We start from the raw sequence: 13,101 nt of genomic DNA, 5'->3' as shown, positions 1-13,101 counted from the left end.
AACAGGCAATCTTTAACGGTTCACCGGTTGGCGGCGGCCATGATCGGACTCACTTCGTCGCAACGCAATAGCGACTGCGCGACTGAATATGACCAGAAGCGTTTAACGCGTCATATCTTAGCCGCAACCACACACGAGTGAAACGCCCTTGGCAGAGCGCTTGATCAAACAGCTGCCAGTACCTGCGGGTGCGCACCGGCCAAGGGTGTCAGTGGATCGTTCAACCACCGCGCTACCATTGGCCATACCTCGGCTTGAGCGGCTTTGCTGACCAGCATCTCGACATGCCCGAAATCCCCGCTGAAGCCCTGCTGGCGCCCCAGACACAAGTATTGGCGGTGCTCGGAGCCGACTTGCTCGAACAACTTGCGGCACGCCCAATCCGGGTCCTGCTGGTCACCGGCGGCACTCACCGCCAACAACGGCACATCGACTTCCGCGAGGCCCTTCCACCAATCCTGTTTCCCATCGCCAAAGCGACCGAACAGGCCGTTCCAACGCATGGCTTCGATCATCACGCCCGCAGGCTCATCCTCCGGACCACGCTTAAGCCGCGCGCCGGACACCTCGCCAAAACGTTTCAGGAGCAAACGAGCGGTCCACTCCACCGGGGGAATTTTCAACGGCCAGTGGGCACGGCTGACCTGGCAACCAAACAACGCCACCGAGGCCACCGCTGGCGCCCCCAGGTACTGCCCGCCGAGGGCTGCAGCCAGTGCAGTGCCGCCCAGGGAATGCCCGATCCAGTGCGGGATTTGTGCACATTGCTCACGCACAAACGCGCCGATGGCCGGCAAATCGTAACGCGCGTAGTCGGCAACGCGATTGCTCGCGTAGTCATGGTTGCGCTTGGACAAGCCATGCCCGCGCATTTCCGCAATCCACACATCAAAGCCCTGGCGCGCCAGATAAGCGCCCAAACCGATGCCTTTGGGCGAGTACCAGAAACGCCGGTTGGAAAAACTACCGTGCAATAAAATTACCGGCGTGCCCCGGTTTTCCGGGACATCGGCCAGGCCCAAACGCGTTACGGCCAGCTCGACGGTACCGTCGGGGCTGTTGCCGGGTTTGAGGCGGTACACGTCTTCACTCAGGTCGCCGCGACGTTCAGCACTGATCAGGGCGACGGGAAACAGGTTGCTGCTGCTTTGCATAATGCTCTTGCACAAAAAAGGGCGGCGTCCGGAAGGAGTTCCGCCCTGCACAGATAAGAATGCCGGTCACCCTTTGGGAGTGACCGGCACTTTTTAAGTCACGACCTTAGGCGGACGCTTGCCCTTCCGCCAGGAAGAACCAGGTTTCCAACACGGAATCGGGGTTCAGCGAGACGCTTTCGATACCCTGTTCCATCAGCCATTTGGCCAGGTCCGGGTGGTCGGAAGGGCCCTGGCCGCAGATGCCGATGTACTTGCCGGCCTTGTTACAGGCCTGGATAGCGTTGGCCAGCAGCTTCTTGACCGCAGGGTTACGCTCATCGAACAGGTGGGCGATGATCCCCGAGTCACGGTCCAGGCCCAGGGTCAGCTGAGTCAGGTCGTTGGAGCCAATGGAGAAACCGTCGAAGAACTCCAGGAACTCTTCGGCCAAAATGGCGTTGGACGGCAGCTCGCACATCATGATGACGCGCAGGCCGTTTTCACCACGGCTCAGGCCGTTTTCTGCGAGCAGGTCGACCACTTGGCTCGCTTCGCCCAAGGTACGCACGAACGGCACCATGATCTCGACGTTGGTCAGGCCCATTTCATTGCGTACGCGCTTGAGAGCACGGCACTCAAGCTCGAAGCAATCGCGGAAGGCCTCGCTGATGTAGCGCGAGGCACCACGGAAGCCCAGCATCGGGTTTTCTTCTTCCGGCTCGTAGAGCTTGCCGCCGATCAGGTTGGCGTATTCGTTGGACTTGAAGTCCGACAGCCGCACGATGACCTTTTTCGGGTAGAACGCCGCCGCCAGGGTGCTGATACCTTCCACCAGCTTCTCGACGTAGAAGCCCACCGGATCGTTGTAGCCGGCGATGCGCTTGTCGACGCTTTCCTTGATGTCCAGCGGCAGGCCGTCGTAGTTCAGCAGAGCCTTGGGGTGCACGCCGATCATGCGGTTGATGATGAATTCCAGGCGGGCCAGGCCCACACCGGCGTTCGGCAACTGCGCGAAATCAAAGGCGCGGTCCGGGTTGCCGACGTTCATCATGATCTTGAACGGCAGGTCCGGCATGGCATCGATGGAGTTTTGCTTGATGTCGAAGCCCAGCTCACCTTCAAAGATGAAACCAGTGTCGCCTTCAGCGCAGGATACGGTCACGCCCTGGCCGTCTTTCAACAGTTGGGTCGCGTTGCCGCAGCCCACCACTGCCGGAATACCCAGCTCGCGGGCGATGATCGCCGCGTGGCAGGTGCGCCCGCCACGGTTGGTGACGATGGCGCTGGCGCGCTTCATCACCGGCTCCCAGTCCGGGTCGGTCATGTCGGACACCAGCACGTCGCCCGGCTGGACTTTGTCCATCTCGGACACGTCCTTGATGATCCGCACCTTGCCGGCGCCGATGCGCTGGCCGATGGCACGACCTTCCACCAGCACGGTGCCGGTTTCTTTCAGCAGGTAGCGTTCCATGACGTTGGCAGAGGTGCGGCTTTTCACGGTTTCAGGACGCGCCTGCACGATGTACAGCTTGCCGTCATCACCGTCTTTGGCCCACTCGATGTCCATCGGGCACTTGTAGTGCTTTTCGATGATCATCGCTTGTTTGGCCAACTCGCTGACCTCAGCGTCGGTCAGGCAGAAACGCGCGCGCTCGGCCTTGTCGACTTCAACGGTTTTTACCGAGCGACCGGCCTTGGCCTCGTCGCCGTAGATCATCTTGATGGCCTTGCTGCCCAGGTTGCGGCGCAGGATCGCCGGGCGACCGGCCTCAAGCGTGTGTTTGTGTACGTAAAATTCGTCCGGGTTGACCGCGCCTTGAACGACGGTTTCGCCCAGGCCGTAGGCGCCGGTGATGAACACCACGTCACGGAAACCGGATTCGGTGTCCAGGGTGAACATCACGCCGGCGGTGCCGGTTTCCGAACGCACCATGCGCTGCACACCGGCAGACAGGGCCACCAGCTTGTGGTCGAAACCCTGGTGTACGCGGTAGGAAATGGCGCGATCGTTAAAGAGGGAGGCAAATACTTCCTTGGCCGCGCGGATCACGTTTTCGACGCCGCGGATATTCAGGAAGGTTTCCTGCTGACCGGCAAAGGAGGCGTCTGGCAAATCTTCGGCGGTGGCCGAAGAGCGCACGGCGACGGCCATGTCCGGGTTGCCGGCCGACAATGTAGCAAAGGCAGTACGGATTTCTTCGTTGAGCTTCTCGGGGAACTCGGCGTCCATGATCCATTGACGGATCTGGGCACCGGTCTTGGCCAGGGCGTTGACGTCATCGACGTCCAGGGCGTCCAGCGCGGCGTGGATCTGGGCGTTGAGGCCGCTCAGCTCGAGGAAGTCGCGGTAAGCCTGGGCCGTGGTGGCGAAACCACCGGGCACCGAGACACCAGCGCCTGCAAGATTACTGATCATCTCGCCGAGGGATGCGTTCTTGCCCCCCACATGCTCTACATCATGGACGCCGAGCTTATCGAGGGAAACTACGTACTCTACCAAGGTGATCTCTCCACTTTCTGTGTTGGAAAAGCTCAGGACGCCGGCGGCTCAGTAGGAGCAAACGCCAGCGCTTGTGGCCTGGACCTGGAAAATAAGTGAGAATGCGGCCCACTGCGGGACGGCAAAATCGCGCCTATCATATCCAAGATTCGCCATCAGCTTAAGGCCCAGGGCTCAAATGAAACGATCTGCTTTCTTTATCTCCGACGGCACCGGCATCACAGCCGAAACATTGGGTCAGAGCCTGCTCGCGCAGTTCGAAAACATTACCTTCGCCAAATTCACGCGGCCCTATATCGACAGCGTGGATAAAGCGCGGGCCATGGTACAACAAATCAATCTGGCGGCTGAAAAAGACGGTTTTCGCCCGATCATTTTCGACACCATCGTCAATCAAGACATCCGTGAGATCCTCGCCACCTCCAATGGTTTCATGATCGACATCTTCTCCACGTTCCTGGCGCCCCTGGAACAGGAGTTGAGTGAACACTCCTCCTATTCAGTAGGAAAGTCCCATTCCATTGGCCACAACTCCAACTATATGGAGCGTATCGAGGCGGTAAACTTTGCCCTCGACAACGATGACGGCGCCCGCACTCATTATTATGACAAGGCCGATTTGATCCTGGTGGGTGTGTCCCGCTGCGGTAAAACCCCGACGTGCCTGTATATGGCCATGCAGTTCGGTATCCGCGCGGCCAATTACCCGCTGACCGAAGACGACATGGAACACCTGACGCTCCCGGCCGCCCTGCGCGCGCACCAGCACAAGCTGTTCGGTCTGACCATCGACCCGGACCGCCTCACGGCGATTCGTAACGAACGCAAGCCCAATAGCCGCTATTCCAGCTACGCACAGTGCGAGTTCGAAGTGCGCGAGGTGGAAAATCTGTTCCGTCGCGAGAATATTGCGCACATCAATTCCACGCATTTTTCGGTGGAAGAAATTTCGGCGAAGATTCTTGTGGAAAAAGGCGTGGAGCGCCGATTCAAATAACTGCGGTGCCTGGGCCGGCCCCTTCGCAGGCAAGCCAGCTCCCACATTTGAATGCATTCCCGTGTGGGGGCTGGCTTGCCTGCGATGAACGTTAACGCGGTAAACCGGCCTACAGGTGAAACCGGCCCCCCCCCTGCCCCAACGCCGTGGCCAGCGCATCAAACCCCGCCCGCAACAATTGATCGTCACCCGACGTATTGCAGATACTCGCCCGAATAAACTGCGGCACCGCCGTTTGCCCTACGGCAAAGGCCTCGGCCGTGGCGATCAGGTAATTATTCTGCTTGAGTTCCGCTTCGATTTCCGACGCGCGCCATGGCTCCGGCACTTCAATCCAAAAATGCGGACTGTTGAGGTGGGTGCGGTACTCAAGGCCGGTCAGCAGGTCGCGCACCAGGGCTTTGCGGCGGCTGATCTCGTTGATCTGCTGACGTAGCAGGTATTCCGCCGTGCCGTTTTCGATCCACTGGGTCGCCAGCTCCAGGGTGACTGGCGTGGCCATCCAGCACGTCGAGCGCAAGGCCGCCGAAATACGGCTGACCAGCGCCGGTGGTGCGTGCACATAGCCCACCCGCAAACCTGCGGACACCGCCTTGCTCAGGCTACTGATCAAAATCGTACGTTCAGGCGCGAAATGGCTGAGGGGCGGCGGCCGATCTTCTACCAATACGCCGTGGGCTTCGTCTTCCAGAATCAGCAGATTGTGCTCGCGACACACCTTGACCAACGCTTCCCGGCGCGGGACCGACAATACCGCCGTGGTCGGGTTCTGGATGGTGGGCGTGCAATACAACGCCGAAACCCGGTGATTACGACAGACTTCATCCAGCGCGCCCGGCAGCACGCCTTCTTCATCCATCTCCAGGCCGATCAGGCGCACGCCGAGCATGCGCGCGGCCGTGATCAGCCCTGGATAGGTCAGCTGTTCGGTAACCACCGTATCGCCCGCCCGCAGCAATGCCATCATCGCGCACAGCAGGCCATGCTGACCGCCGTTGACGCAGATGACCTGTTCGGGAATCGGATGAAAATCACGCTGCACCAGCCACTGCGCCCCGGCCTCACGGTAGCGCGGCAAACCGGCATCCGGAGTGTAGGCGCTGATGTCCTGGAGAAACTTGGCGTTGGTCGACAACGTTTGAAAGCTCTGGGCCAGAAACACCGTCTCCTGACCAGGAATATGCATGTTACGGCTCATGTCGAAGTAATGGCGCGGCTCCTCGCTGACGTTGCGAAAACCTTCATCACGCTGGCGCTCCATCCCACGCTTGCGCACGAAAGTGCCGTCACCCACTCGCGCCACCACCAACCCAAGGCGTTCCAGTTCGCCGTAGGCTCGGCTGATAGTGCCGATGGTCACACCCAGATTGTCGGAAAGCACCCGATGGGGCGGCAGTTTTCGTCCGGGTTCAATCAAGCCTTCAAGGATGCCCCGTTCCATCACATCGGACAGGCGCTTGTACTTCACGCCCTGACCGCTGGACAACCCCTCACGCATAATTGACACCATGTCAATATTTGTTTTGACAGCCATCATTCGCCCTAATAGTGTGCTTTTACGGGTTCAATCACCGGATGAAACAACTTAATACACAGTCAATATAGAGTTCAATTCCGGCTCAGGGAAGCAATAAACGATGCCAATGTCCGCCGTTCTTGAAAACACAACAAAAACAAAAACTCAGAAACAGTGGTTGGCCGGCCTGGTAACCAGCGTGATGTTTCTTATCGTGTGCCTGAGTTGGGGCACTACATGGCTGGGGATTAAGATCGCCGTCGAAAGCGTGCCACCGCTGACCTCCGCGGGCCTGCGCTTCCTGATCGCCTTCCCGCTGTTCCTGTGTTTCGCCCTGGTGCGCCGCGAGCCCATCCTGTTCCCGCGTGAAAGCCGCTGGTTCTTCGTATTCGTGACGCTGTCCTACTTCAGCGTTCCCTATTACCTGCTCAACTACGGCGAGATGCATGTTTCTTCAGGCCTCACCGCGCTGCTGTTCAGCTGCATGCCGGTGTTTATCCTGATTTTTTCCGCGCTGTTTCTGCGCGAGCGCATCTATTTTTCCCAGGTGGTCGGCATCGGCATCGGTTTCGGCAGCCTCTACATGATCATCAAGAGCCAGGGCCTGCACCTGGACCACGCCGAGTTCTTCGGGGTGCTGGCGATTCTGACCGCCGCGATCATGCATGCCTTGTGCTACGTCATTACCAAGCAAAAAGGCAGCGCCATCAGCGTGATCACCTACAACACACTGCCCATCGGCATTGCCGGGTTGATGCTGTTCGTGGCCGGCCTGTGGTTTGAAACTCCAACCTTTGAAACCATCACGCTGCGTTCCTGGAGCGCGCTGTTCTACCTGGGGCTGGTGGCGTCGGTGGGCGGGTTTATCGTGTATTTCATGCTGCTCAAGCGCTTGAGTCCGATCATTCTGTCGTTCGTGTTCATCATCTTCCCGGTATTCGCGGTGATCATCGGCGCCTGGTACGAAGGCGTGGAAATTTCCCGTGACCTGATGCTGTATTCCGCCATCCTGCTGGCTGGTTTTGCGATCACCAAGCTGCCTGTCGAAAAACTCCTGGCCAAGAAAAATTGAGCCTCCTGACCCACCCCTATCAGCAACGCGAGAGAAACATGGACGTCCTCCGCCCCAATGCCCTGGAGCAGATCTATGCCCACGCCAGCCGCAGCTACCCAGAGGAATGCTGTGGTTTTGTCTTCGCCGACGGCAGCGTGTACCTGGGCAGCAATATCCAGAACGAATTGCACCGCAAGAACCCCCAGATGTACTCGCGCAGCGCGGCCAACGGCTACACCTTCTCGGTGGCCGACACCCTGTTGATGAACAAGGCGTTGCGCAGTGATAACCCGGTGGTGGTGATCTATCACTCGCACCCGGATGTCGGCGCCTATTTCAGTGACGAAGACCAGGACAAGGCGCTGTTCCTGGGTGAGCCGATCTACCCCGTGAGCTACCTGGTGGTGGATGTACGCCAGGGCCAGGCCCTGGGCTCAAAGCTGTTTGCCTGGGACGGCAAGCATTTCGCCCCTCAACCCTTCAACGACCTGCACACGGAGTTGTCCATGAACGCTGTCTCTTTCCCCGACATTCTGGTTCGCGTGGCCAAGCTGCCGGAATCGACCCTCGAGGGCACCGGATCGACATTGCGCGAAGTCATTGAAAACCTCTGCAGCAGCCATCCGCAGCTGCGCCCGCACCTGTTTCACGAGCAGAACAATCAGCTCAAGGAACACTTCCTGTTCACGGCCGAGGAAGAACTGATCGACGCCGACGAACCCTTGCCGGAAAAAGCCAGAATCGAAGTGCTGCTCGCCACCTCGGGCGGCATGGACGTGGAGGCTTTAAGCAATGAAGAAGTGCAGCGCTACGTGCGCCATATCACTCTGCCTGGCGTCGGGCGCGAAGGTCAGTTGAACCTGAAAAAGGCCAAGGTATTGATCATCGGCACCGGCGGCCTCGGCTCGCCCATCAGCCTGTACCTGGCGGCGGCCGGCATTGGCACCCTGGGCCTGGTGGACTTCGATGTGGTGGAAAGCAGCAACCTGCAACGCCAGATCGTTCACGGCAACAGCACACTGGGCATGCCCAAGGTCGAGTCGGCCAAGCAGCGCCTGCAGGATCTAAACCGGCACATCCAGATCAACGCGCACGACACCGCCCTCAACGCCGACAACGCCCTGGAGCTGGTAGGCGCCTACGACCTGGTGATCGATGGCACCGATAATTTCGACACGCGTTACCTGGTCAACGACGCCTGCGTGCAGCTGGGTAAGCCGCTGGTCTACGGCGCCATCTACCGCTTCGACGGGCAGATCAGTGTGCTCAACTATAAAGGTGGGCCGTGCTACCGCTGCCTGTTTCCCTCTGCACCGCCTGCCGAGCTGGCACCCAACTGCAGCGCCGGCGGCGTAATCGGCGTATTGCCGGGGGTGGTCGGCATGATTCAAGCCACCGAGGCCATCAAGTTGCTGATCGGCATTGGCGAGCCGCTGTCCGGTCGGTTGATGCGCTTCGATGCGCTGGCGATGAAATTCAGCGAAATCCGCTTCAAGCGTCGCGCCGACTGCCCGTGCTGCTCGGCGCTGCGTCGCAGCGAACCCGTGGCGCCGACAGTGTGCGCCGATGCCGTGCCCAGCCAACCGTCACTGGCCGAAGAACGCTACATCAAGCCGCGAGTACTCAAGCAAGTGCTTGAACACCACCGCAGCGCCGATGTGCTGCTGGACGTGCGTGACGCCACTGAGCTGGAGGTGTGCAAACTGCCAGGCGTGGTGCATATCCCCCTGGCCGAACTGGATGAGCAACTGCACAGCCTCAGCCGCGACAACACCCATTACCTGATCTGCTACGCCGGCTCCCGCGCCGAGCAAGCCGCCAGCACTTTGCTGGCCGCCGGTTTCGCCAACACCAAAGTCCTGCAGGGCGGCATGAAACACTGGGTTCGCGACGTCGAACCCGACATGCCTTTGTACTGATCCGGGGGCTGACTGATGTTGCATAACTCCATTCTTGACGTGATCGGCCACACGCCGATCGTGCGTCTGGCGCAGTTTTCCGAAGACCTTGGCATCGAGGTCTACGCCAAGCTGGAATCCCTCAACCCAGGTGGCAGCCACAAGGCACGCATCGCCCTGGGCATGATCCTCGACGCCGAGCGCCGCGGCGTGCTGATGCGCGATTCCGGGCAGACCATCATCGAGCCCAGCGGCGGCAACACCGGCATTGGGCTGGTGATGGCCGGCAACGTGTTGGGTTACAAAGTGGTGCTGGTGATCCCGGACAACTACAGCCCCGAAAAGCAGAAACTGCTGCGCCTGTACGGTGCCAGGGTTGTGCTGTCGGACAGCCGCCTGGGGAACAATTCCCACGGCGAAAAGTGCATGGAGCTGCAGCTGGAAAACCCCAGCTACGTGATGCTCAACCAGCAGCGTAACGGCGCCAATCCGCAAACCCACCGCGACACCACCGCCCCGGAAATCCTCCGCGCGTTCGGTGAACGACGCGTGGATTATTTCGTCAGCGGCATCGGTACCGGCGGCCACCTCACGGGCATCGGCGAAACGCTCAAGGCCGCTTGGCCTGCACTGCGGGTCATGGGCGTGGAACCGGAGGAATGCGACCTGCTGAAAAACCAGCACGCGCCGCACCATATCCAGGGCCTGTCGATTGGCTTGATCCCGAGCATTCTCAACCTGGACGTGATCGACGGCATGCTCAAGGTATCGCACCAGGCATGCATGGACATGATCAAACGCATCATGCGCACCGACGCCATCAGCCTGGGCTTGTCCTCGGCCGCCAACATGGTCGCCATCGCCCAACTCGCCCCCGAACTGCCGCCCGAAACGGTGGTGTTGACCATGGTCTACGACAATGCTGACAGCTACCTGCCCAGTTTCGAATAACCGGTTTCCCAACCATCCAGAACGCGGGGGTGCCTCCATGGGGGGCTTTATCGACATGCAACAGCTGCACGATGAGTTGCTCACCCACCTCATCAAGACCCTGACGCCTGCGCAGATCAAGCAGCTGGAACCGCACCTGGCGCCGCTGATCCAGAACGCCGCCCAGGCGGTGGCCGAAGACTTGATCGCCTATGCCTATCGCGACCCGGCGTCACGCGGGCGCGGCGAGTTGATTCTGGAATCCTATGCCTCGTTCAAGGCCGTGCTGTTCTACCGCCTTGCGCACCTGGTATGGCATTTCCCCGATCAAACCAATGGCGAGTTTTCGCGCATGGCTCTCAAGCTCAGCAACCAGGGCAAAATTCTCTCTGGAGCCGAGATCCATCCCGCTGCGCGCATAGGCCGGCGCTTCGTGCTGGACCACGGTTACGGCACAGTGATCGGCGAAACCTGCGAGATCGGCAACGACTGCTACATCCTCTGCGGCGTGACACTGGGCGCCCGCGGGATCGCCAACAACCCGGATGGCAAACGCCACCCGCGCCTGGGCAACAACGTCGAGGTCGGCGCCGGCGCCCGCGTGTTGGGTTATGTGCTGATCGGCGACAACGTGTTTATCAGCCCTTCGTGCGTCATCACCCAGGACGTGCCTGCAGGGACCAAGGTCAAGGTGGTCAATCAGGTTCAACTGCAGAAAAACGACGAGTCAGACCACAGCAACTACCTCGGGGCGTTTGCCCTGGACGAGCGTTTGCACGTGGTCGGCGAAGTGAATGCCAGCCACAAGGTCACGGTGCTCGACGCCGACTTTCACCCGTTACAGGGGCTGATGCTGGAGCCCACGGTGAAAGAGCGGCATCACCTGCAGTTTCGCCTGCGCCGCCTGGATGTCGGCGAGCAGCTGCCACGCTTGCCGCTGAACCTCAAAATCTGCGGGCCGGAATTTGAAATCACCCTGCTCTCCCCCCCTGGCTTGAGTGCGATGGTGCGCCACCTGTTGCAAGCCAGCCCACTGATTGTCGGAGGTTGAACATGTCTGTGCACACCATGGAAACCCTGGCGCTGTTCGACAGCGCGCCCTACCAGAATGCCTTCAGCGCGCGGGTAATTGCTGTCAGCGAACACGGCATTGCCCTGGAGCACACGCTGTTCTACCCCACCGGCGGCGGCCAGCCGGGCGACACCGGGCACCTGACACTGGCCGATGGCACGCGCGTCGAGGTGATCGGCACTGTACGCGACCCGGTGCTGCGTTCGATCATCTGGCATCAGGTCGAAGAGTGTCCGCCGCAGTTGACTGCCGGGGTCCAGGTGGACGCGGGTCTGGACTGGGAGCGCCGCTACCAGCATATGAAGATGCACACCTGCCTGCATTTGCTGTGCTCGATCATTGATGCCCCCGTCACCGGTTGCAGCATCAGCGCAGACAAAGGCCGGCTGGATTTCGACTTGCCGGAAATGACCCTCGATAAAGACAGCATCACCCGCGACCTCAACGCCCTGATCGAGCAGGCCCACGTGGTGAAAACCCTGTCGATGCCCGCCTCGGAGTACTCAACCCTGCTGCAGATCACCCGTACCCAGGCGGTAGCGCCGCCGGTGATCCAGGGTTCGGTGAGGGTAATTGAAATCGCCGGCATCGATATCCAGCCATGCGGTGGCACCCATGTGATCAACACCGAGGAAATCGGCCGGGTGTTCTGCGAGAAAATCGAGAAGAAGAGCAAGCACAACCGCCGGGTGATCCTGCGGTTCGAGGGATAGATCAACCCTGACGCGGCCCGTATGGGGTGCCCCCATACACGGCCGACGCGGTGCAGCCCTTATTGCTTTTGCTCGCTGATTTTCTTGCTCAAGGCTTCGATCTGCGCCTGAAGCTGCGCAACCACGGCCTTGAACTGCGCTTCCATCTGATCAAGCCCAGCCTGGAGCTGGGCGTTTTCGCTCATGAGTGCTTCGACGCCACGCGCAGAAGTCGTGTCTGGCTCATCGCTCGGGACCGGCGTTGAGTCATTCGCGGGCGCAGTTGCGTCGGGTGACGGACCCGGCTCAGCGGAATTGTCCGGCTCAGAAGGCACCGCATTCTGAGGCGTGCCAATCGCGTCAATGCGTTGAGCCAAGCCCTGGATTTGCTCTTGCAGTTGCTGAATCACCGTCTTGAGCTCCCCGAAAAACGCTAACACTTCCTGACGAAACGCTTTGCTCTCACGGTTCAACGCTTCAAGGCTTTGAGCCTGGCCCGGCTCAGTCCCCGATGGGTCCTGTGTAACCGGCGTAGCCTGCGACGGCGCAGTGTGCTGCTCACCTGCAGAACGGTTCTGCGGCGCAGCCTCAGGCTCATTCGAGGAGGGTTGAGTGGTATTGAGTTGCTGAGTCAGGTCGACGACTTGCTGTTGGAGGCTCTGGATCTGCGGCCCAACCTCGGCGGCAAACCCCTGGAACTTGGCACGAAGCGCTATATTTTTTTGCGTCAGTTCTGCCAGCAAGTCCGTTGCCTCCGAGCCCTGTGACGGTGGCGGGTTCACGATGGCGCTATGACTTGAGAACTGGCCGCGCTGCTCGGGCGTCATCGCGGGACGCAGCGGCGCCGAATCGGGCGGGGTACTGGTGCGTTCGGATGCGCGGGCGCTGTCCTGGTAGCTGATGGGCGACGGCTTTTGAGGCTGTTCATAGCCAACCGTGTAGGGTGCTGGTCGAGTGTTTACGCTAGTCATAGGGACCTTCCCGGATTCAGGTAGTGGAGGGGTGATTGCCGATTCGAAGGCCTGCGTTCGCACGCCGTCTGGTTACCTGATTGGCGTTTCTCTGAAAGAGGGTTCCGAAACCGTAGGGCGGGTAAGTGGCTATTTGTATCTCAGGCAAAAAACAGCGGTGTCTTGCGGTTGTGTCAGGGCGCACGCCCGGTGCACCACCACATAAGCCGCAGTTCGTACAGGAAACTGACAGCAAATTTATGTGCTTGTAACATTCAGAAACGTACAATCCCGCCAGCAACGCCTCGTTGCCCCTGACTCACGAAAACAGCGCCCGCCCTTCTCGGTGGGTCATT

General features: G+C 60.0%; 10 protein-coding genes. 6 read left to right on the top strand and 4 right to left on the bottom strand.

What is annotated here, in order from left to right:
* Positions 1-164 precede the first annotated feature (164 nt).
* Together AC19YS_RS03005 and ppsA are read right to left on the bottom strand one after the other, a co-directional pair.
* The gene (locus AC19YS_RS03005) at positions 165-1,154 is read right to left on the bottom strand and encodes an alpha/beta fold hydrolase (RefSeq protein ID WP_500600872.1); all 990 of its coding nucleotides are present in this window, start codon (positions 1,152-1,154) and stop codon (positions 165-167) included.
* A gap of 106 nt (positions 1,155-1,260) precedes the next feature.
* Entirely contained in the window at positions 1,261-3,636 is a 2,376-nt protein-coding gene (gene ppsA, locus AC19YS_RS03000; protein WP_106576300.1) for a phosphoenolpyruvate synthase, read from the bottom strand.
* Between the two features lie 178 nt (positions 3,637-3,814).
* Here ppsA and ppsR point away from each other — a divergent pair, with 178 nt between their 5' ends.
* On the top strand, positions 3,815-4,633 hold the full coding sequence (ppsR, locus tag AC19YS_RS02995) for a posphoenolpyruvate synthetase regulatory kinase/phosphorylase PpsR (protein ID WP_058412273.1): 819 nt from the start codon (positions 3,815-3,817) through the stop codon (positions 4,631-4,633).
* Between the two features lie 109 nt (positions 4,634-4,742).
* Here the strand turns inward: ppsR and AC19YS_RS02990 are convergent, their stop codons facing one another.
* The gene (locus tag AC19YS_RS02990; protein WP_500600871.1) at positions 4,743-6,167 is read right to left on the bottom strand and encodes an aminotransferase-like domain-containing protein; all 1,425 of its coding nucleotides are present in this window, start codon (positions 6,165-6,167) and stop codon (positions 4,743-4,745) included.
* Positions 6,168-6,327: 160 nt separating this feature from the next.
* Between AC19YS_RS02990 and AC19YS_RS02985 the strand changes: the two genes are divergently transcribed.
* From AC19YS_RS02985 to AC19YS_RS02965, 5 genes are read left to right on the top strand one after another with little or no spacing between them, the layout of a single operon-like run.
* Positions 6,328-7,221: a DMT family transporter gene (locus AC19YS_RS02985; RefSeq protein ID WP_164487959.1), complete on the top strand. Its 894-nt coding sequence runs from the start codon at positions 6,328-6,330 to the stop codon at positions 7,219-7,221.
* 38 nt (positions 7,222-7,259) lie between these two features.
* Positions 7,260-9,122, top strand: coding sequence for a molybdopterin-synthase adenylyltransferase MoeB (moeB, locus tag AC19YS_RS02980; protein ID WP_500600869.1), 1,863 nt, complete (start codon positions 7,260-7,262; stop codon positions 9,120-9,122).
* Positions 9,123-9,137: 15 nt separating this feature from the next.
* Positions 9,138-10,052, top strand: a complete 915-nt coding sequence (locus AC19YS_RS02975) for a PLP-dependent cysteine synthase family protein (RefSeq protein ID WP_119742096.1) — start codon at positions 9,138-9,140, stop codon at positions 10,050-10,052.
* A gap of 37 nt (positions 10,053-10,089) precedes the next feature.
* Entirely contained in the window at positions 10,090-11,082 is a 993-nt protein-coding gene (locus tag AC19YS_RS02970) for a serine O-acetyltransferase (protein WP_106576296.1), read from the top strand.
* 2 nt (positions 11,083-11,084) lie between these two features.
* Positions 11,085-11,816, top strand: a complete 732-nt coding sequence (locus tag AC19YS_RS02965) for an alanyl-tRNA editing protein (RefSeq protein WP_169367416.1) — start codon at positions 11,085-11,087, stop codon at positions 11,814-11,816.
* 59 nt (positions 11,817-11,875) lie between these two features.
* Here the strand turns inward: AC19YS_RS02965 and AC19YS_RS02960 are convergent, their stop codons facing one another.
* Positions 11,876-12,766, bottom strand: coding sequence for a hypothetical protein (locus AC19YS_RS02960; protein ID WP_500600867.1), 891 nt, complete (start codon positions 12,764-12,766; stop codon positions 11,876-11,878).
* Positions 12,767-13,101: the final 335 nt, after the last annotated feature.

The organism is Pseudomonas sp. MF08831, from assembly GCF_059862645.1.
Note: the sequence above shows the minus strand (reverse complement) of the source record. Positions and strands in the feature narration are given on the sequence as shown.

Coding starts and splice junctions, on each gene's coding strand:
- AC19YS_RS03005 (WP_500600872.1), bottom strand. CDS start 1,154: ATGCAAAGCAGCAGCAACCTGTTTCCCGTCGCCCTGATCAGTGCTGAA.
- ppsR (WP_058412273.1), top strand. CDS start 3,815: ATGAAACGATCTGCTTTCTTTATCTCCGACGGCACCGGCATCACAGCC.
- AC19YS_RS02970 (WP_106576296.1), top strand. CDS start 10,090: ATGGGGGGCTTTATCGACATGCAACAGCTGCACGATGAGTTGCTCACC.
- AC19YS_RS02975 (WP_119742096.1), top strand. CDS start 9,138: ATGTTGCATAACTCCATTCTTGACGTGATCGGCCACACGCCGATCGTG.
- AC19YS_RS02960 (WP_500600867.1), bottom strand. CDS start 12,766: ATGACTAGCGTAAACACTCGACCAGCACCCTACACGGTTGGCTATGAA.
- moeB (WP_500600869.1), top strand. CDS start 7,260: ATGGACGTCCTCCGCCCCAATGCCCTGGAGCAGATCTATGCCCACGCC.
- AC19YS_RS02965 (WP_169367416.1), top strand. CDS start 11,085: ATGTCTGTGCACACCATGGAAACCCTGGCGCTGTTCGACAGCGCGCCC.
- AC19YS_RS02990 (WP_500600871.1), bottom strand. CDS start 6,167: ATGGCTGTCAAAACAAATATTGACATGGTGTCAATTATGCGTGAGGGG.